Below are 19,822 nucleotides of genomic sequence, written 5' to 3'. Positions count from 1 at the left end.
GTGGGGGGCAGGGACACAGCACGCGACGCCGCCCCCGGTGACCGGCGCCGGCGGTCCGTGACCCGCCTACGAGAAGCACGCTAGCCGCGCTGAACAGCGGTTTTGGGGGCTGACGGGCGATCCTGGAGATCCTTATGGTCGCTTTAAGGAGCCGCTAAGCGGGGGCTCATACAGGCGGGGAGGAAACGGGCATCGCCGGGTGGTGAGCGCCGTCCGGACCGGCGGCCGGTACGTACCGGAGGCAACCGGTGCCGGTGCCGCGCGCGGCTCTCGGGCCGTGCGTACAGCGGGAGTTGTGCCCGGCGGGAGGCGCCCTCAGTGGCCTTCGGTGCCGGTGCCGCCGGCCGGGCCGTCGAGGTCGCCGAGTCCGTCGAGGAGCGCGTCCACGTCGTGCGCCGGTACGGACCCGGCCACCGAACGCAGCGGCTGCTCGGCCCAGATGATCTTTCCCTGGGCGGTGTACCGGGTGCCCCAGCGCTCGGCGTACCGGGCGATCAGGAACAGCCCCCGGCCGCCCTCGTCGGTGGTGCGCGCATGGCGGAGGTGCGGCGAGGTGCTGCTGCTGTCCGACACCTCGCAGATCAGCGTCCGCGCCCGGATCATCCGCAGGCTGATCGGCCCGGAGGCGTGCCGGATGGCGTTGGTGACCAGTTCGCTGACGATCAGCTCGGTGGAGAACGCGAGGTCCTCCAGCCCCCACTCCGCCAGCCGGCCGGCGGCGGACCGGCGGGCCTGGCCGACCGCGGACGGATCGGCGGGGATCTCCCAGGTCGCCAGCTGGGCCGGCGCCAGGGCCCGGGTGCGGGCCAGCAGCAACGCCACGTCATCGACCGGCCGTCCGCCCGGCAGACCGCCGATCACCGTGTCGCAGAGATCCTCCAGCGGGGCCTGCGGATCGGCCAGGGCGCTACGCAGCCTGGTGATCCCGCCGTCGAGATCGAGGGCCTTCCCCAGCAGCAGACCGTTGGTGTAGAGGGCCAGCAGACTGCCTTCCGGCAACGGCAGTTCGACGGATTCGAAGGGCATCCCGCCCAGTCCCAGCGGTGGTCCGGTCGGCAGCTCCAGCAGCTGCCCTTCGCCCGCGGGGCTGATGAGCAGCGGTGCGGGGTGACCGGCGCGGGCCAGCGTGCAGCGGCAGCCGGCCGGGTCGTAGACCGCGTACAGACAGGTGGCTCCGATGACCCCGTCGTCGGAGCTGGTGTCGTGGCCGACCCGGTTGACCATGTCGTCCAGGTGCGCCAGCACCTCTTCCGGGGACAGGTCCAGGTCGGCGAGCGCCTGCACCGCGGCCCGCAGCCGCCCCATGGTGGCCGCGGCGTGCACCCCGTGGCCGACGACATCGCCGACCACCAGCGCGACCCGGGCGCCGGACAGCGGGATCACATCGAACCAGTCCCCGCCGACGCCGCTGAGCGAATCGGCCGGCAGATAGCGGTAGGCGGCCTCCACCGCGCACTGTTCGGGCAGATCGTGCGGCAGCAGGCTGTGCTGGAGGGTGAGGGCCGTGTTGTGCTCGCGGGTGTATCTGCGGGCGTTGTCGATGGAGATCGCGGCGCGGGTGACGAATTCCTCGGCGAGCACCAGGTCGTCGGGCTGGAACGGCCCGGTGTGCTGCCAGCGGGCGAACGCGGCCGCCCCCAGGAAGGCGCCCCGCGCCCGGAGCGGAACCACCATCAGTGAGTGGAAGCCCAGCTCCCGCAGGTGCGCCGCGCGGACCGGGTCCTCGGCCGCCCAGTCACCCTCGGCGAGATCCAGCGTCTGGAACAGCGCGGAATCGCCCTCGATGAGACTCAGCACGACGGGCGCCGACGGCGGATAGGCGGCCGCGTCCCCGATCGCCACCACCGCCTCGGGACAGCCCTCGCGTACCGACTGCTGCCCCGCCCGGCGCATGGTGAACAGATCCGCGCCATCGGCAGGCTCGGGCATCGGCTCCTCCCCGGAGAGCAGTGCGTCGAGCAGATCGACGGTGACGAAGTCGGCGAGCTCCGGAACCGCCGCATCGGCGAGCTCCTGTGCGGTCTGCCAGACGTCCAGGGAGCTGCCGATGCGCTCACCGGCCCGGTTCAGCAGGGCCATCCGCTGGCGCGCCCGGTAGCTCTCCGTGACGTCGAGGACCATGTAGCAGACGCCCAGCACCTGACCGGCTTCGTCCTCGATCCGGAAGAACGAGGTGGAGTAGGCGTGCTCCCGCTGCGGATCGGACTCCGGGCGCCCCAGGTACTCGTAGCCGACCGACGGGGTCCCGCTGGCCAGCACCTTGCGCATCTCCGCCTCGATGGCCTCCACGGCGAGGCCCGGCTGGATCTCCCCCAGCCGCTTCCCGAGGCGCTGCTCGCGGCTGGTGCCGCCCATCTGCTCCAAGGCGTCGTTCAGCCACACGAACTGAAGATCGGCGTTCACCATGGCCACGCCGATCGGTGACATGCCGAGAATGCCCTCCAGGAACGACCGGCTCGCTCCCGACCAGGGGGTCCGGGTCATCTCGGCGGCGAGGACGAGCCGTGTCGAGTGCTCCTGGGCATCCATGAGCGGCAGTACGCGGAATTCCAGGTCGAGCCGGTGACCGTCCTTGTGCCGTACGGCTTCCAGCCCGCTCCAGCCGTCCGCCGCCGCCAGCCGGGACTCCCACCTGTTGTCCGGCGGCGCACCGGCGGCCACACCCGCGAACAGCTCCGTCAGGGGCCTGCCGACGGCCTCGGACACCGCATAGCCCAGAAGTCGCTCGGCGCCCTTCGTCCAGCCCTGCGCCACCCCCGCGCGATCGGCCATCACCACGGCCGTCCGCGTGAGGTCGAAGACGTCGTCTCCGGAGAGACGGCCGCTCTGGGAGGCACACATATGACCGGTCCAATGCCGGTCCCCACCGTGCGACAGGCGCTTCTCAGGGTGGCGCCGCCGCACTCGACCGGCCTTTTCCACGGTACCCCCTCACCCTGTCCGGGCGCTCTCCCCGGCGCCCGCCACCGGCCCGCGCAGCACGCCCCGAAGCCGTGCCGCCACCGTTGTCAGTGGGTGCTGCCACCATCGGCACATGAGCCCCGTAGCGCCCGATGATCCGTCCCGTCAGCCCGTGGCCGACCCCCTCAACCCACCGCTGCCGACCGCCGACGCCGCCTACTGGGAAGCGGCCGCCGCCTCCTTCGACGAGGAGCCCGACCACGGTCTGCGCGACCCCGTCGTCCGCTCCGCCTGGGCCGCCCGGCTGCGCTCCTGGCTGCCTGCCGGGCCCGCCGCCGTCCTCGACCTGGGCTGCGGCACCGGAAGCCTTTCCCTGCTCGCCGCCGAGCAGGGCCATCGGGTCACGGGCGTCGACCGCTCCGCGCGCATGATCGAGCGGGCGCGCACCAAGCTCGCGGGCCGCGATGCCGCGTTCCTGGTCGGTGACGCCGCCGAACCACCCGTGGGGGAGCGGCGGTTCGATGTCGTCCTGGTGCGCCATGTCCTGTGGGCCCTGCCCGATCCCGCGGCCGCGCTGCGTCACTGGGCCGGTCTGCTCACCCCCGGTGGCCGGCTGGTGCTGGTGGAGGGCCGCTGGGGCGAGGCCGACCCGATAGGCCTGTCGGCCGGCGAACTCATCGCCCTCGTCGAGCCGTTGGCGGTGCGCACACGAGTGGAGAGCCTCGCGCACGATCCGGCCCTGTGGGGCAAGGAGGTGGCCGATGAGCGGTATGTGCTGATCGCCGACCTCCCCCGTCGGCACACCTGAGTGGTCGACGTCCATGCCGCGCCGGACTGGACGGACCGCGCGCAGGGCATCGCTTCCTGCTCCACCGGCACCGGCCCGGTGACGCCGTCGCCCACGACCCGTCGGGCCCCGGCCGCGCGGTCGTGCTCGACGGACGGGGCCGACGGGGTGAACCGGCGAGCGCGCGCGACGCCTCGGCCGCCCCCCGACTCGCTGAGGTGACACGGCGCTTGGGGGAGTGATCAAGGGCCGGCACGAGGCGAAATTGCCGCTTCTTTTCCGGTGTGCGGGCCCCGCTTTGCCGCTGCTTTTCCGTAATGCGGTGAGCGCGTGGCCCGTTCCGGGCGCTCCCGGACGGCTTGTGTGGCCGATACACCTATCCGCGCGTACGGTGCCTGCCGCAGGCCGCCGCCTGGATGCGACGGCCCCGAAGGAGGAGCCGCGAGCATGTGCGGAATCACCGGATGGATCTCCTACGACCACGACCTCAGCGGACAGCGCGCCACCCTTGAGGCGATGACCGAGACCATGGCCTGCCGCGGCCCGGACGCGGCCGGCCTCTGGCTCGACACCCATGCCGCGTTCGGCCACCGCCGGCTCGCCGTCATCGACCCCGACGGCGGTAAGCAGCCCATGACCGTCACCCACGACGGCCGCACCCTGCTCGTCACCACCTACAGCGGCGAGGTGTACAACTACCGCGAGCTGCGCGCCGAACTGGAGCAGCTGGGCCACACCTTCCGTACCCACAGCGACACCGAAGTGGTGCTGCACGCCTACCTCCAGTGGGGCGAGGCGTTCGCCGAGCGCCTCAACGGCATGTACGCCCTGGCGCTCTGGGACCCACGGAGCCGGCAACTCCTGCTGTTACGCGACCGGATGGGCATCAAGCCGCTCTACTACCACCCCACCCCCGACGGGGTGCTCTTCGGTTCCGAGCCCAAGGCGATCCTCGCCCACCCCTCCCTACGCCCCACCGTCGACGCCGAGGGCCTGGCCGAGCTCATCACCTTCACCAAGACCCCGGGCCACGCCGTCTACCAGGGCATGCACGAGGTACGCCCCGGCCATCTCGTCCGGGTCGGCCGCGGCGGGGTGACCGTCAAGCGCTACTGGGCCCTCACCGCCCGCGAGCACACCGACGACCTCGGTACCACCGTCGTGCACATCCGCACGCTGCTCGACGACATCGTGGACCGCCAGCTGATCGCCGATGTGCCGCTGTGCACCTTGCTCTCCGGCGGCCTGGACTCCTCCGCCATCACCGCGCTCGCCGCCGGCGCGCTGGCCGCCCAGGGGCGCGGCCCGGTCCGCTCGTTCGCCGTCGACTTCACCGGCTACACCGAGAACTTCCGGCCCGACGAGCTGCGGGGCACCCCCGACGGGCCGTACGCGCACGCCCTGGCCGAGCACGTCCGCGCCGAGCACCAGGACATCGTCCTGGACACCGCCGCCCTGATGGACCCCGGCCACCGCGCCGCGGTCCTGGCCGCCCGCGATCTGCCGAACGGCTTCGGCGACGGGGACACCTCCCTCTACCTGCTGTTCAAGGCCATCCGCGAGCAGTCCACGGTCGCGCTGTCCGGCGAATCCGCGGACGAGGTCTTCGGCGGCTACCGCTGGTTCCACGACCCCGAGGCCGTGCACGCCGACACCTTCCCCTGGATCGCGGCCGGTCTCTCCGGCCGGTTCGCCGGGGGTGGCGGCACCCGCGAGGCGCTGCTGGACCGCGGCCTGCTGGGCAAGCTCGACCTGCCCGGATACACCGCGCGCCGCTATCGCGAGGCGCTCGCCGAAGTGCCCCGCCTCGACAGCGACACCGGCCTCCAGCGGCGGATGCGCGAGATCAGCTATCTGCATCTGACCCGCTTCGTGCAGATCCTGCTCGACCGCAAGGACCGGGCCAGTATGGCCGTCGGCCTGGAGGTCCGCGTCCCGTTCTGCGACCACCGGCTCGTCGACTATGTCTTCAACACCCCCTGGTCGATGAAGGTCTTCGACGGCCGGGAGAAGTCGCTGCTGCGCGCCGCCACCCGCGACGTGCTGCCCGACGCGGTGGCCGACCGGGTCAAGAGCCCGTATCCCAGCACCCAGGACCCGCGCTATCTGGAGGCGTTGCACGACGAACTGAAGGAGCTGGCCGCCGACCGGGCCGCTCCCGTCCGGCCGTTGCTGGACTCCGGCGCCCTCGCACAGGCCACCGCCGACGGCGCGACGCCAGGCATCCGCCCCGGCGCCGAGCTGGTCCTCGGCATGAACGCCTGGCTGCGGACGACGGGCACCACCCTGGAGCTGTGACCCTTCCCCGGGGGACGCCCCCAGGGTGACATCTCCCGAGAGGTGAGACCTCCCGTCACGGCGGGCGCTCCTGACGCACAATGGATGCGACAAACACGCGCACCGACGGGTACGCGTACGCGCACGCACCCCGGGGCCCCCAGGGGTACGCGCCGTCGCGCATCCGCCCGCCCCACCACCAGCACCAGGAGCGCCACCGTGTCCCCGCAGACCTTGACCCTCACCATCGATCCGGCCGCGGCCGCCGCGCCGTTCGAGCAGGTACGCACCCAGATCGCGGATCAGGCCAGGGACGGCGGTCTGCCGGTCGGCTACAAACTCCCCACCGTCCGCGGCCTCGCCGAAGAGCTCGGCCTGGCGGCCAACACCGTGGCCAAGGCCTACCGCGCCCTGGAGACCGACGGCGTGATCGAGACCCGCGGCCGCAACGGCAGCTTCATCGCGGCGGCCGGGGAGGCCGCGGACAAGGAAGCCGCCGCGGCCGCCGAGACCTACGCCCGCCGCGCCCAGCGACTCGGCCTGGACCACCACGCCGCCCGCGCGGCCGTCGAGAACGCCCTGCGCGCCACGTACGGGGCCGACGACTGACCGCGCCTGCCGCGAGCCCGGCCGTGTCCGCCGCCGCCCGGCCGCACCCGCCGAGCCGGCGACCGGCCGGTCCCACCGGCACCGCTCCCTGACCGCATCCCACCGCTACCCGCCCGCACCCCGAGTCACCGCCCGAAAGGAGCCGCATGCCCAGCAAGCAGGCGCTCGTCCGCCGCCCCGGCCCCCGCCTCGCCGAGGGGCTGGTCACCCATATAGACCGGCGCCCGGTCGACTCCGCCCTCGCCCTGCGCCAGTGGGAGTCCTACGTCCAGGTGCTGCGCGACCACGGCTGGCACATCACCGAGGTCGCCCCCGCCGACGACTGCCCCGACGCGGTCTTCGTCGAGGACACCATGGTCATGTTCCGCAATGTCGCCCTGCTCGCCCGCCCCGGCGCCGGAGAGCGCCGGCCCGAAGTGGCGGACGCCCGCGCGGCCGTCGAGGCGCTCGGCTGTTCCGTCAACGAGATCCGGGCGCCCGGCACCCTGGACGGCGGCGACATCCTCAAGGTCGGCGACACGGTCTACGTGGGCCGCGGCGGCCGCACCAACGCCGAGGGTGTACGCCAACTCCGGGCCGCCTTCGAGCCGTTGGGTGCCCGTGTGGTCGCGGTGCCGGTGAGCCGCGTACTGCATCTCAAATCCGCCGTGACCGCGCTCCCGGACGGCACCGTCATCGGCCATCCGCCCCTGGTCGACGACCCCGCCGCCTTCCCCCGCTTCCTGCCCGTCCCCGAGGAGTCCGGCGCCCATGTCGTGCTGCTCGGCGGCGGCAAGCTGCTGATGGCCGCCGGCGCGCCCCGCAGCGCGGAGCTCTTCGCCGACCTGGGCTATCAGCCGGTCGTCGTGGACATCAGCGAGTTCGAGAAGCTGGAGGGCTGTGTGACCTGCCTGTCCGTGCGGCTGCGCGAGCTGTATGCATGACGGGGCATCATCCCCGGCGCTTCGTGTGCCTGCCCGGACCGCGCGGCTGACCGTGCCTATCGTGGCGCCATGAGCAACCTCGAACTCAGACCCGCGCCCGGCCTGTGCGGCGGCACCGGCCGCACGGGCCCGGTCCGCGACGTCCAGCCCGGCAAGCAGGTCCCCCTCGGCGAGAGCACCGTCGTCCGCCGGCTGCTGCCGAACCTCGGCCGGCGGATGGTCGGCGCCTGGTGCTTCGTCGACCACTACGGTCCGGATGACATCGTCGACGAGCCCGGGATGCAGGTGCCGCCGCATCCGCACGTGGGGCTCCAGACCGTCAGCTGGCTGCGCGAGGGCGAGGTGCTGCACCGCGACAGCCTCGGCAGCCTCCAGACCGTACGGCCGCGGGAACTGGGCCTGATGACGTCCGGCCGGGCCATCGCCCACTCCGAGGAATCACCGCACGGCCATGGACCCTTCCTGCACGGCGCCCAGCTCTGGGTGGCCCTCCCCGGCGCACACCGCGACACCGCGCCGTCCTTCGAGCACCACACCGACCTGCCGGTGATCAACGGCGGCGGCCTCTCCGCCACCGTCATCCTCGGCGAACTGGCCGGCGCCACCTCGCCCGGCACCACCTACTCCCCCCTGGTCGGCGCCGACCTCACCCTCACCGCCGGCACGGACACCCGCCTGCCCCTCGACCCCGACTTCGAGTACGCGGCACTCACCATCTCCGGCGAGAGCGAGGTCGACGGCGTCCGGCTGGCCCCCGGCTCCCTCCTCTACCTCGGCTGCGGCCGCGCCGAGTTGCCGCTGCGCGCCGACTCCGACAGCAGCCTGCTGCTCCTCGGCGGCGAGCCGTTCGAGGAGCAGATCGTGATGTGGTGGAACTTCATCGGCCGCTCCCAGCAGGACATCGAGGACGCCCGCGACGCCTGGACGACCGGCTCCCGCTTCGGCACCGTCCACGGCTACGACGGGGACCGGCTGGCCGCTCCCGAACTACCGCCACTGGCCCTGAAGCCTCGGGGGAGGGCGCGCTGAACTGCGGAGATGTTTGAAGGGGAGGTTGCCGTGAAGGGTGGTCGGGCCTTCTTCCGGGCAGAGGCAACCGGTCAGCCTGTCAGTCCTCCCCGACCCGCGCTCCGGCGGCTCGTGCCAGCGCCCGTGCCCCGGGGCTGACGCCGCGCTTGCGGGGGGACATCCGTGAGTCTGTCGCTTCCCGCTGGGCGACCCACAGGAGGTTCCGCGGCCCAGGGGACGCTACGACGCCCAGGTACCGGGGGTCGCCGGCGAACCATGCCGACGTGACCTCACCGGACTTCACGGTGCGCACCCAGAAGTGCCGCCCTGTCCCGATCAGACCGCCGTAACCGAGGCTCACCGACTTCTCCGGCTGCTCCGGGACCGGCACGACGAACTGCGTACTTCCCTTCTTCTTCGATCGCACGTCGGCAATGTCCACCTGCCACGGGTAGACGCGCAGTACTCGCCGGATTCCCCTCAGGGAGACGACTGTGACCATCGCAAGCAGGGTGTACCAGATGCCGACGCACAGCACCGGCAGCCACAGCACCAGCAGCCAGGTCGGCGTCATGACGACGGCGAACAGCCACGCCGGGAAGCCCAGCAGCAAGCCCAGCAGGGCAGTGCACCGGAACATCGCGGTGCGGCGCCACGCCTTGCGGGTGGCCGGGTCCTCCCAGGCCGTCTTGTAGTGCATCAGGGACGTCACCTCTGTCATCGCAGGTCTCTGATCAGCCGAACACGTCTCGCGCGGCGGCGACTTCCTGGGCCTCCGGAATCTGCTCGCGCAGCTGTGGCGGAAGAGGGTTGTCGAAGCTCACCATGCCGACGATGCCGTAGAACATGTCACGGTAATGCTCATGGTCTGATCCGGCCGTCGTGCTCAACGCGAGCACCGCGACCCGGCGGCCGTCGGGGTGGGGGAGGTAACCCGTCAACTGGAAGACGTTCTGACCTTCTCGCTTGTTCAGACTCTCCACCACGGCCGCCGGGCCACACGGCAGGTCGACCAATTCGGCCTCGCGCGCCTCCGACGAGGCAAGAGCGGCCTTCGCCGCCGCGAGCTTCGGCGGGGCCCAGGGCACCTCTTCCCACTTGATCAGGAACACGGAGTGCAGAACTTCGCCCGACTCGCCGTGGTGCACACCCATCGAGAGATGAACGGCGCCGGTCCGTGCCAGCAGACGGCCCATCGCCCGCGCTTCGTCCATGCTTGAGCGGAGCGACTCGTACTGCTCCTCCGGTACGAGTTCGGTGAGCATCTCCAGCCCATCGGTCGCTGTTGCGTCGGGTGGGTCGGGGGGTGATGCCAATGGCACCTCAACGAACCCCGGCGGCATGGCGAACCAGATGTCGCATTCGGCGCTCATCGCTGATCCAGCGACGGCGAACTCGTCCATGGCGTCAGTGGCTGGCATTGAGCAGCACCTTCAGGGTCTTGAGCGCCGTGGCTCCGTTGCCGGCGCCGTCGAAGCTGCCGGCCCGGGCGCCGTCCATACCGGTGCCCACATTGTTAACAGTGTCGTTGTCCAGCGCGTCGATCAGGTCCTTGGCCGTGCCATACGTGCCGGTGGCGGCTCCGGCGCCGGCGACACCAACATCGATCATCTGCCCGGCTCGCTCCGGGTTGGCCGCGCCCTTGACCACCCAGGCGGTCAAAGGGTTCTCAGCCCCGGCGATCCGGTTTGCGGCGAGCCACGTCTTGCTTCCTGCACTCGCCAGGTGATCGGTGAGGGACAGGGCCTCGCTCGCCGCCCCGGCCGAGCGGACCGCGCCGTTGACGCCGCGCGCCACAGCGCCGACTCCGGGCACCATGCCCAGTGTGTCCCCCGCCACCCCCACTGCGTTGCTCCAGAAATCAGCGTCGAACTCGCCCTTGGTGAACCCGTCCTTGAGCGAGGCGACGACGGCGGGGTTGGAAAGGCGCGAGGCAAGTGTGGCCGCACTTGCCGTCGCCGCGACCAGGAGGAACGCCACGCCGACGGGGCCGCTGAGGATCAGTGCGAGGAGGCCGGCGATCGCAGCCACCGTGCCCAGGACGTCCGTGAGGTTGTCGTCCAGCCAGTCCATGGCCTTGTCGAACCAGCCCGGTTCCTCGGGCGCCAGCTTGTCCGTCGCGTCCCGGATCAGGGTGGCCTTCTTGCCCGCGGCGGAGGAGTGCTCGGCTTCCAGATCGTGAGCGCGCCGCTTGATCGACGAGAGGTGGTCCTGCGCGTCGGTGACCGCGTCCCGCGCGTCATTGAGTGCCGTGGTGGCCTTGTCCAGCCGGGCCTGTGCGTTCTGCAGCGACGCGTCGTCGTCGAACGTCTGGTGCGCGAGCTTCAGGTCAGGGTTGCTGCTGGCGTTCTTCTCCCGGTCCTGGGCCGCGTCGAGCTTGTCCTGCGCGGCCTTGGCCTCGTTGTCCAGCGATTTCGCATCGCCCTGGTAGCCGTGCAAGGCGCGACTCCAGCTGTCCAGCGCAGTCGCAGCCTTCAGGAGGGAGGTGTGGGCCTTCTTCAAGTTGTCCGGGAGTGCGCCGTCCAGTTCCTCGCGGAATGCGGTGGCTGCGTCGCCCTCCCACGAGTTGCCGGACTGCAGCTGCTGCACCAGCCGGTGCGCGTTTGCCAGGGTCTCCGCTGAGGACGTCAGCTTCGATTTAAGGGCCGAGACGGCGGCGACGTTTCCGGGGGCGGGGTTGAAACCCAAGTGGGGGTACGGCTGTGTCACTTGGCTCCCGCCTTGCCTGCAGCCTTCTTGAATGCCTCTTCCAGGGCCTGCTCGACCTCTTCGTAGTTGTCCTTGGTCTTGCCTACCGCCTTCGTGAGCTTCTCGGTCTGCTCGGCGATCTGCTCGGAACCGTACTTCCAGTGTTCTTGGAAGTCGTTGCAGGCTTCGTCAAGCTCGTCGGTGCCCATACGGTCAGATGTGGTCTGATTCATCAGCTTGCGTACGCCATCGAGCGACTCGTGAGCTTTTTTGAGTGTTCTCATGAAGTCACCCAGTTCACCGGTATCGACCGAAAACTTCTCTCCCACGTGTTCCCCCCGCGGCTGGATCGGGCACATCGGCGTGCCGATCGACCGGTCGGCACGTCCGAAGACCCTACCGTCATCCGCAGTAGGCAATTCTCGACCTTCACGAGCTGCCAGGTCTTCCCGTCGTCGTAGCTCACGGACGCGGCGAGTGACTTGAAATTCGTCCCGGCCACCGAGCCTTGCGCGGTCGCCGGGACCTGGATCGCCGTGGTGGCTGCCACCTCCTTGGAGCGGAACGTGCACTGGTGTTGATGTGGGTGGAGGCTTCGGCGAGCTTCGCCAAGCGCTCGATGGAGGTCGTCAGCCGATACCCCGGTGCCGGTGGAGTCGGTAGCCCGTCGCTGCATCAGGCCTTTCGAGCGCGATAGATCGTGCGGCACGGCACGTCTGTCCGCGAGCACGAACCCGAGTCGCACTTGAGATCGGTGCCGCCGAAGCCGTGGGAGAGCGGCTCCAGCCCTGCCGCGTGCAGCGCATCGGTGACGTCGGCGTGGTCGTAGTACCAGCTCGTCAGAGTCTGGTCGACCCGCTGGGCCCGGTCCCCGGCGTCGAATACCCCCGAGACGCGCAGCATTCCGGTGCGGCTGCCGGTGTCCCATACCCCGCGCTTGACCACGACCGCGTCAGGGCTGTCCGTGAGCGTGGCGTGGTTCCAGTGCAGGAAGTGCGACTGCTCATAGAGGTCGAAGATGAATTCGCCTCCCGGTGTGAGCGCGGAGGCCACCGAGGTGAAGCACTGCCGCAGGTCGTCGGTGGAGGGAAGGTGGTTGAGGGCGCCGTCCAGGCTGACGCACGCGGCGACGTGGGCGGGCAGGTCGAAGGAGCGGGCGTCGGCCTGTATCACGCCGAACCTGCCCTCCTCGATCCGCTCGGTGTGCCGGGCACGCGCGAGATCGAGCATGGCCTTGGAACCGTCCACCCCGTACAGGGTCCATCCGGCGTCGAGGAAATGGGCGGCGGTCACGCCGGTGCCGCAGCAGATGTCCGCAGCGGTCAGGTTGTCCCCGGCCGTTTGTGCCAGGTGGGCGACCAGCTTCGGCGAGAACCGGTCCACCCAGCCGGTGTAACTGCTGTCGAAGAAGGCAGCGAATCCGTGGGAGTAGTAATTGGCCATACGAGTAACCCTTCTTGTTGGCGCCGCGCAGGGCACGCGGACCTCAGCGCGGTGGTGTTCCGGGGGCGATTGCTCACCGGGCGGACGTCCGGCTCACGCCGGGACGGAGGCGGGACGCAGACGCGGGATGACCCGCTCGGCGAAGAGCGTGACGCTGTCCCGGTCCACCGGTGGCCGGACTCCCAGCACGAAGTCGCTGACGCCCAGTGCGCGGTAGGGCAGCAGGGCTTCGACGCACTGCTCCGGCGTACCGAAGACCAGATACTCCGGCCACACCGGCGAATCGGGCGGGAAGGTGGCGCGCAAGCGGTCGAGTTTGCCCGGCAGCTCCGCCGGGTCGTCGACGAGCAGGGCGCGGAAGGTCATCGAAAGACGGATCTCCGCCCGGTCACGGCCGGCCCGCTCGCACTCGTGGTCCAGCTGCGCCACCCGCCGGCGATACCGGTCAGGGTCCGTGAGCAGGCTGTTCCACACATCGCCGTGCCGCGCGACCACGCGCAGCACGGGCGTGCTCGCACCGCCGACGACCAGCGGCAACCGCGGCTGCACCGGCGCGGGACGCAGGTAGCCGTCGGTGATGCGGAAGTGCTCGCCGGTGAACGAGAACCTCTCACCCGACCACAGACCCCGCAGGATCGCGGCGGTCTCCTCCAGCATGGCCAGTCGCTCGGCGCGTCCGGGCAGGTCGAAGCCGTACTGCTCGTGCGCCAGATCGGCTCCGCCGACGCCGATGCCGATCTCCACCCGCCCGGCGCTGACATGGTCGACGGTCGCGGCGAGCGCGGCCAGCATCGCCGGATGCCGCCACGCCACCGGCGCCACCATCAGCGCACCGCGGATCCGGTCCGTGCGGGCGGTCAGTGCGGAGAGCAGTGTGGTGCCCTCGAAGCACGGACTGTCCGGTCCGCCCATGGGCGGTCGCAGGTGGTCGAAGACCGAGCACCAGTCGTAGCCGAGTTCCTCGGCCCTGCGCCACAACGCCAGGATCTCGTCGTACCTCTCGTACTGCTGCCCGGAGTGGACGCCGAACCTCAGCGCCGGTTCAGGAGACGGCATCTTCTGCCCTCGCCGTGCCCGTCGCGCCCGTCTGCGCCTCCACCACTGGCGCGAGAGCGGTGGCCAGCGTCCGCAGGCTGTGGAAGGTCTCCGGGGTGATCAGGTCGTCGGGGAGGCTGACACCGAACTCGCTCTCGATCGCCACCAGCGTCGCGACCATGCCCAGGGAGCTCAACCCGGCCTCACGCAGCGGGAGGTCCGGTGACAGATCACCGCCCACCGCGTCGGGCAGCTGCCGAGCGACGAGATCACGGACCGTCTCGCGCAGCGCGTCACCGGTTCGACCGGCCATCTCACTCATGTTCCTCTTCTCCTTCGTCGGCCCGGCCCGCACAGTGGACCGGGCTGGGGGCAACGGGCCCGGCCGGGGGCGTCAGTGCGTGTGGAGGCGCACGGTGACGGTCTTGGGGCGCTGGTACTCCGTGAGGGCGAGGACGCTCATGTCCGTGCCGTGCCCGGAGGTGCCGCGGCCGCCATGGGGCAGCTCCGGGCTCTGGTCCAGATGGCAGTTGACCCAGACCTCCCCGGCGTTCAACTCGTGGGCCAGGGCGAGCGTGGTGGCCGTGTCGGATCCCCAGACGCTCGCGGCGAGGGCCTGCGGTACGGAGTTGGCCGATGCCAGCGCCTCCTCGATGCCGTTCACCGCCTGGACCGTCAGCACCGGGCCGAACACTTCCTCCACCACCGCCGGGTCGTCAGGCGCCAGATCGGCGAGGATCCGTCCGGGCCGCCAGAAACCGTTCTCCTGTCCCGGCCGCGGGGCGATGCCGGCGACATGGTCGATGCCCGCCGCGCTGCTCCCCACGATGCGGTCGTAACGCGCCGCCTGGTCGGCGTTGTTGAGCGGTCCGAAGTCGGATCCGGCGCGCCGCTCGCTCATCGCCTTGGCCAACCCGGCGATGGTCCGGTCGTAGTTCTCCCGCAGGGTGATCACCCGTGCCGGAGCGGCACAGCTCTGACCGGCGTTGTAGGTGACGGCCCGCACCAGCTCCGCGCAGGTGTCGTCGGGCGCGTCCGGGAGGACCAGAGCGGGACAGTTGCCGCCCAGTTCCAGGCTGACCCGGTGCAGTGCCGCACGGACCGCGACATCCCGGCCCCCCGCCTCGCTGCCGGTGAAGGCCACCATGTCGATGTCCTCGGCGACGAGCAGCCGCCCGGTGTCACGGTCGCCCGCCACCGTCACCAACGCGTCGGGGACAAGCGCCGCGGCAGCGTCCCGGGCGAGCAGCACGGCCGTGTCCGGAGTGGTCAGCGCGGGCTTGAGCACGACGGTGTTGCCGGCGGCGAGCGCCGGCCCGATGCGCCAGGCGGCCATCATGAGGGGGTAGTTCCAGGGCACGATCGCCGCGACGACGCCCATGGGTTCCCACCGCACCCAGCTCTCACGGCCGGGCATCCGCCGACCGCCCGCGGGCGCGGTATCGGCACGCAGGGCGCCGGCGTAGAACCGCAGCAGATCGGCGCAGTTCTCGACCTCGCCCTGTGCCTCGGCGACGGGTTTTCCCGTTCCGGCCTGCTCGGCCCGTACGTACGCGGCGGCGTCCTCTTCAATGAGGTCCGCGAACCGCAGCAGGCGTCGTGCCCGCTCCCGGGGAGTAAGGGCGGCCCAGGCGGGCTGGGCGCGGCGGGCGGCCGCCACCGCCGCCCGGGTCTCGGGTGCGCGGCCGACGGCAAGGGACGACCGCTCCTGGCCGGTGCGCGGGTCGGTCAAGGGCAGAGTGAGAGGGTGCTGCGACACAGTGGGCCCTGCTTCCAGGTGGTTTCGGGTCAGGAGACGGCAGGTGGTGGGACGACCCGACGGTTCACCCGAGCCGGTGCGGGGAGTGCGGGCAGCCCTTAGCGGCGAGCTCCTCGCCGCTGGAGCCCTCGATGTCGCAGATGCGGCAGGTGATACGGCCGAGATCACCCAGGAGCGCGGTGTATGCGGTGAGTTCCTGCCGTTCGGGGCTGTCCAGATGGCGGTGCGGAGCGCCTACGGCGAGGATCATGTGGTCGGTCACCGCGCCCACCGCATGCGTGAGGGCGCCCTCCACCATGTAGACCTGTCCGGGACGTGTCTCCACGATCTCTCCGGCGACGGCGATGGTGCCGGTGCCCGCCAGGACGAACAGCAGATGGTCCCCGGGGTGGGTGTGCGGGGCGAAGCCGCTGCCGGCCGGCACGTGCAGGATGTCGGCGCCGACGTGACCGCTGGAGAGCAGTGAGTGTCCCGTGGCGTCGTCGGTCTTCGACACCTGGGTGGGGCCGGGGGCCACCGTGATGCCGAGCTGCTGGGTCGTACCGTCCAGCCCGAGATCAGCCGCCCAGTCGCAGATCAGCAGGGGTGAGCGGCGGCTGCCGGGCTCTTCGAGGGGCGGGAGCGCCGAAGCCTCCGCGGCCTTCGCGCGGCCGAGGACCGACAGCAGTTGCACCGCCTTGGCCTCGCGTTCGGCCACGGGGAGGTGGTGCAGCTCCTCGCGCAGGATGTTGAGGGTCTCCTCGACGGGCAGGCTGTGCGTCGTCTGGGTCACTGTTCTTCGTCCTTCACGGTCGTGGCAGTTGCGGGGAGGAAACGGCGGGGGCGGAGGGCCGCCCGGGCGGGGCCTGCGGGGCCCGGCCGGCGGCGAACGGGACACGGTTCAGGCACTGGGCGAGGTGACAGGCGAGCGGGGCGGCGAACAAGTGGTAGAGCAGCGGGGAGAACTCCTCGCGCACCTGCCCGTGGACGGGCAGGTGCGCCCAGGCGGGGAAGCCGTCGAGCCGGCCCGCGGGCGCGACGGCGACGAGGCGTCGGCCCAGCTCGGTGGCGCGCTGTGCGACCCGCCGGGCGTGCCCGGAGCAGCGGCCGGCCGGGGCCAGCACGAAGACCGGCAGGTCACGCGGGCCGGCGAACCGCTCGACATGGCACCACTCCTCCAGGTCCTGGCCGACGGCGAAGACGGCGGAGGTCTCGATGACTTTCGCCGCGCTGTACAGGGCGCTGCCATGGGACGGTCCGCCACCCAGCAGGGTGAGCACCGGCGCGTGAGCGATCCGGTCGGCGATCTGCCGGGTCCGTCCGGTGTTCTCACCCACGGTGGCTTCGACCGCGTCGGCCAGTGCGCCGAGTTCGTCCCGGAGCATGTCGGCCGCCGCGCGGTCCAGGTGTCCACGTGCCTGCCCCAGGGCTATGGCCAGCAGCAGCGCTCCAAGGAGACTGGCCTGGTAGGTGCGTACGCCCGGAGACGGCTCCTGGCCGGGCAGCGCGAGCAGGACGGTGCCGTGTGCGGACCGGGCGAGCGGGCTCTCCGCCCTTCCGGTGAGAGCCACGACCGCTCCCCCCTCCGCCCTCGCCTGCTCGGCCGCCCGGACAACGAGCGGGCTGCCGCCCGAGGCGGAGATCGCAAGGGTGAGCACGCGGGCCGGCGAGGAGGGGGCAGCGGACTTCCGGTAGTGGGTGAAGGGCAGCGCGCTCACCGGCCGGCAGTCCACACCGGCGAGGGACCGGAAGGCCATTTCGACGGCCCGGGCGGCGTGATCGCTGTCGCCGTTGCCCACGATGACCACCGACTCGATGCCCGCCAGGCCCAAGGAGCCCGGCAGGGCTCGCACCTGTTCGGCGAAGGGCGCGGTGTGGGCCCGTATGTCGTCGGCGAGACACCGCATCTGACGGAGCATCACCTCCGGTTCGAGCGGCGGTGCTCCGGCCGGGCCGGGCCCCGGGCCGTGCGCGGGCGTCATCGCTCGGCCTCCCGGACGATGTCGACGTAACGCCGCACGAGGCCGGTATCGACCTTGCCGCCCCACCCCTCACTCTCCAGGCACGTTCCCACGAACGCCCCGTCCGCGGCGGCCAGCAAGCGCGCCGCGTTGTCGTGGTTCGTGTGTCCGGCCAGGATGATGGGCAGATGGGGCACGGCCTCGCGGACGGACGCGATCATGTGCAGTGCCGTGCGCGGGTCAGGGTGCGAGAGCGACACGGCGTCCGCGCCGACGGTGCGGGCCGCGCGAGCCACCTCGGCGGTGGTCTTCTCCCCGCCGTGCCAGGTGAAGTGCATGGAGTCGATGTCCGCCACGATGCCCACGCTCTCCGCGTCGATCGAGCGGCGATAGCTCATCACCTCCAGCGGATCGGGCCGCACCATGCCGTGGGCGGTGAGGGTCTGCCCCACCAGGGCGCCGGCCCGGACGTAGTCGCCCCCGGCCACCTGTGCCACGGCGAGCGATGCCCTGGTGGCGTTGCGCATCATCTGGACACCGACGCGGAACGCCCCGCCGGTCGCCTCGACGACCGCCCGCGCGATCAGGCCCATCGCGACGGTACGTGCCGGGTCCGACTGGTCGGCGACGCTGTAGACACGGTCGACCGTCTGGATGAGGCAGCCGTCCGCCCCGCCGTCGTACAGGGCCCGCGCGGAGGCCAGCGCCGTGTCGAGGATCTCCGGGAAGGTGTGGGGCTGGTGGAAGGGAGTGCCGGGCAGGGGCGCCAAGTGCACCATGCCGAGGACGAGTTTGTGCCTGCCGTCCGGTACGGCCCAGGAATTCATGCGGCCCCTCGCTCTTCGTGGTGGGGGGAGGACGTCACCGGGCCGCCCTGGCCACGAGATGGGATCCCAGCCGGTCCAGAGCGGGTGCGAGCTGCTCCCAAGGACGGGCGGTGGTGATCCGCATGACGGCACCGGAGAAACAGAAGGTGAGGATGCCGGGGAAGAGGGACACCCCCGTCTCGCGCAGCACGTCCCGGAAGCACCGGTAGGAGTCGTCCCAGCCGGGCAGCTCCACGGTGGTGTTGATGGAGAAGCGCGGCGCGAGCACCCGCGCGGGGGTCTCCGCCAGGCGGACGGTGGCGGCGTCGCGGAGCACGGTGAGCTCCTCGGCCCTTCGCAACCGCTCCGTCCGGTAGGTGCGGTAGGCGTGCCGCAGCTGCTCGATGTCGAGTCCGTAGGACGCCTCGAACTCCTTGAGTTCGCCGGGTCCGGGCTCGTCCAGGCCGGTGATCAGCCATCGCTCCATGCGCGCCAGCACTTCCACGATCGTGTAGAAGAACGACGGCGGCCCTCCGAAGGAGGACGAGGCGTACTCGTAGTACTCCGCGATGAAGCCGGGGTCGGCGAGGAACCAGCCCGCCTTGAGCCCCGGAGCCGACCAGGTCTTGGACAGGCTGGACACACGGACGACGTTGGGCGCGCCGCGCGCGGCGGAGCGCTCCTCGTAGGCGCCCAGCCACTCATGGCACTCGTCGAGGACGATGACGGTGGAGGGGGAGGCCGCTTGGATCAGCCGCCGCAGGCCCTCCTCCGTGACGGCCGCCCCGGTGGGGTTGCCCACGGTCTGGAGCAGCACCAGAGGGGTGTCGGGCGTGAGCGCCGCGAGGAGCGGCTCGATCGAGGTCTGCCCGTGCCCGCTGTCCAGGGGAACGAGCTGTATGTCGTGCCGGCGGGCGATCGTCTCGACCAGGGGCGGGTAGTTGGGGATCGCGCACAGCGCCGGTGGTGTGGACGGGGAGACCTGGTGGAGTACGAAGTCCGCGAGCGTGCTCACGGCGAAGGTCCCGCCCATGGTCATGGCCACGTGTTCGGGCCCGTAGCGCACACCGTCGAGCCGGGCGGTCTCGTAGGCGGCGATCGCTTCGCGTGCCGGGTAGCGCCCCCGCGAGTCGGAGTAGCCGTACCAGTCGCGGTCCAGAGCGAAGCGGATGCATTCCTTCAGGCTTTGCGGCAGACCCCACCGTTCCTCGTCCACCGCGCCGCCGGAGAGGATGTACTGCGCGTTGTCCCGGAGATCGCCGTACAGGTCGTCGCGGAAGTACCAGTTGAACAGCTCTTTGACGAACCGGACGGTCGCCCGGGAGCTCAGCACCTGCTCCGGTTCGACCGAGCGGAGCCGGCGGCTGTCGCGCCACTGCTCGGCCAGTGCCGGATGGTGCGCGTGGCCGCCCAGTTCGTTCTCCACGCGGCCCAGCCACAGGTTGCGCAGTTCCAGCGGATCGTCGGGGCGGCGGGCCCGGGCGAATACGTCAAGCACCCGCTCGTCGACGTGGGTGACGAACGTGTCGGATATCCCGGCGTGCCGGGGTGCCCGCCGGGACATCGCAAGGGCGTCCCGCGACGCGTGCGAAGGACGCGGGACCAGAGGGGAGTCGAAGAGTGTCATCGGCATCTCGCAGGGAGTG

17 protein-coding genes and 1 pseudogene are annotated in these 19,822 nt (G+C 71.2%); 5 read left to right on the top strand and 13 right to left on the bottom strand.

The genetic code is table 11. The annotated features are described in order from the left end of the window. Positions 1-315: 315 nt before the first annotated feature. The gene (locus TU31_RS22180) at positions 316-2,841 is read right to left on the bottom strand and encodes a SpoIIE family protein phosphatase (protein ID WP_042157392.1); all 2,526 of its coding nucleotides are present in this window, start codon (positions 2,839-2,841) and stop codon (positions 316-318) included. A 256-nt stretch (positions 2,842-3,097) separates the two neighbouring features. Here TU31_RS22180 and TU31_RS22175 point away from each other — a divergent pair. From TU31_RS22175 to TU31_RS22155, 5 genes and pseudogenes are all read left to right on the top strand, one after another. Next, positions 3,098-3,706: pseudogene (locus tag TU31_RS22175) on the top strand (class I SAM-dependent methyltransferase); the annotation flags it as partial. Positions 3,707-4,135: 429 nt separating this feature from the next. After that, positions 4,136-5,986: an asparagine synthase (glutamine-hydrolyzing) gene (asnB, locus tag TU31_RS22170; RefSeq protein WP_042157390.1), complete on the top strand. Its 1,851-nt coding sequence runs from the start codon at positions 4,136-4,138 to the stop codon at positions 5,984-5,986. Positions 5,987-6,184: 198 nt separating this feature from the next. Next, positions 6,185-6,574, top strand: coding sequence for a GntR family transcriptional regulator (locus TU31_RS22165; protein WP_042157388.1), 390 nt, complete (start codon positions 6,185-6,187; stop codon positions 6,572-6,574). 146 nt (positions 6,575-6,720) lie between these two features. Further along, complete coding sequence (gene ddaH, locus TU31_RS22160) at positions 6,721-7,497, top strand: dimethylargininase (protein WP_042157385.1); 777 nt, start codon at positions 6,721-6,723, stop codon at positions 7,495-7,497. A gap of 69 nt (positions 7,498-7,566) precedes the next feature. After that, positions 7,567-8,526 (top strand): pirin family protein, encoded by a 960-nt coding sequence (locus TU31_RS22155; RefSeq protein WP_042157383.1) that lies wholly within the window; start codon positions 7,567-7,569, stop codon positions 8,524-8,526. Positions 8,527-8,605: 79 nt separating this feature from the next. On the opposite strand, the gene TU31_RS22150 is transcribed toward TU31_RS22155, so the two are convergent. The 12 genes from TU31_RS22150 to TU31_RS22095 all read right to left on the bottom strand — a co-directional run bounded on the left by TU31_RS22150 (position 8,606) and on the right by TU31_RS22095 (position 19,809). Further along, positions 8,606-9,226 carry a hypothetical protein gene (locus TU31_RS22150; RefSeq protein WP_245698629.1) on the bottom strand — a complete coding sequence of 207 codons (621 nt, stop codon included), beginning with the start codon at positions 9,224-9,226 and terminating at the stop codon, positions 8,606-8,608. Positions 9,227-9,239: 13 nt separating this feature from the next. Next, a complete protein-coding gene (locus TU31_RS22145) occupies positions 9,240-9,908 on the bottom strand; it encodes a hypothetical protein (RefSeq protein WP_158894592.1) in 669 nt (222 codons plus the stop codon). 4 nt (positions 9,909-9,912) lie between these two features. Beyond that, entirely contained in the window at positions 9,913-11,214 is a 1,302-nt protein-coding gene (locus tag TU31_RS22140) for a hypothetical protein (protein WP_045867329.1), read from the bottom strand. Beyond that, complete coding sequence (locus tag TU31_RS22135) at positions 11,211-11,522, bottom strand: DUF6317 family protein (RefSeq protein WP_042157379.1); 312 nt, start codon at positions 11,520-11,522, stop codon at positions 11,211-11,213. The genes TU31_RS22140 and TU31_RS22135 overlap by 4 nt, the downstream gene beginning before the upstream one ends. 346 nt (positions 11,523-11,868) lie before the next feature. Further along, positions 11,869-12,636 carry a class I SAM-dependent DNA methyltransferase gene (locus tag TU31_RS36010; protein ID WP_052719004.1) on the bottom strand — a complete coding sequence of 256 codons (768 nt, stop codon included), beginning with the start codon at positions 12,634-12,636 and terminating at the stop codon, positions 11,869-11,871. A 93-nt stretch (positions 12,637-12,729) separates the two neighbouring features. Next, positions 12,730-13,692, bottom strand: coding sequence for an LLM class flavin-dependent oxidoreductase (locus TU31_RS22125; RefSeq protein WP_042157377.1), 963 nt, complete (start codon positions 13,690-13,692; stop codon positions 12,730-12,732). Next, positions 13,679-13,993 carry a phosphopantetheine-binding protein gene (locus TU31_RS22120; RefSeq protein WP_052719003.1) on the bottom strand — a complete coding sequence of 105 codons (315 nt, stop codon included), beginning with the start codon at positions 13,991-13,993 and terminating at the stop codon, positions 13,679-13,681. Before TU31_RS22120 ends, TU31_RS22125 begins: the two co-directional genes overlap by 14 nt. Positions 13,994-14,065: 72 nt before the next feature. Next, positions 14,066-15,403 (bottom strand): aldehyde dehydrogenase family protein, encoded by a 1,338-nt coding sequence (locus tag TU31_RS22115; protein ID WP_245698628.1) that lies wholly within the window; start codon positions 15,401-15,403, stop codon positions 14,066-14,068. Positions 15,404-15,494: 91 nt separating this feature from the next. Next, the gene (locus TU31_RS36005; protein ID WP_052719002.1) at positions 15,495-16,202 is read right to left on the bottom strand and encodes a cupin domain-containing protein; all 708 of its coding nucleotides are present in this window, start codon (positions 16,200-16,202) and stop codon (positions 15,495-15,497) included. Positions 16,203-16,215: 13 nt separating this feature from the next. Continuing rightward, positions 16,216-17,391, bottom strand: coding sequence for an SIS domain-containing protein (locus TU31_RS22105; protein WP_042157372.1), 1,176 nt, complete (start codon positions 17,389-17,391; stop codon positions 16,216-16,218). Beyond that, positions 17,388-18,197: a BtpA/SgcQ family protein gene (locus TU31_RS22100; RefSeq protein WP_042157368.1), complete on the bottom strand. Its 810-nt coding sequence runs from the start codon at positions 18,195-18,197 to the stop codon at positions 17,388-17,390. Before TU31_RS22100 ends, TU31_RS22105 begins: the two co-directional genes overlap by 4 nt. A gap of 34 nt (positions 18,198-18,231) precedes the next feature. Then, positions 18,232-19,809 carry a pyridoxal phosphate-dependent aminotransferase gene (locus TU31_RS22095; protein WP_245698627.1) on the bottom strand — a complete coding sequence of 526 codons (1,578 nt, stop codon included), beginning with the start codon at positions 19,807-19,809 and terminating at the stop codon, positions 18,232-18,234. Positions 19,810-19,822 lie beyond the last annotated feature (13 nt).

This window comes from Streptomyces lydicamycinicus, from assembly GCF_000829715.2.
GTDB classification, from domain to species: Bacteria; Actinomycetota; Actinomycetes; order Streptomycetales; family Streptomycetaceae; genus Streptomyces; species Streptomyces lydicamycinicus.
The sequence above is the reverse complement of the archived record's forward strand: the minus strand, read 5'-3'. Positions and strand labels throughout refer to the sequence as shown.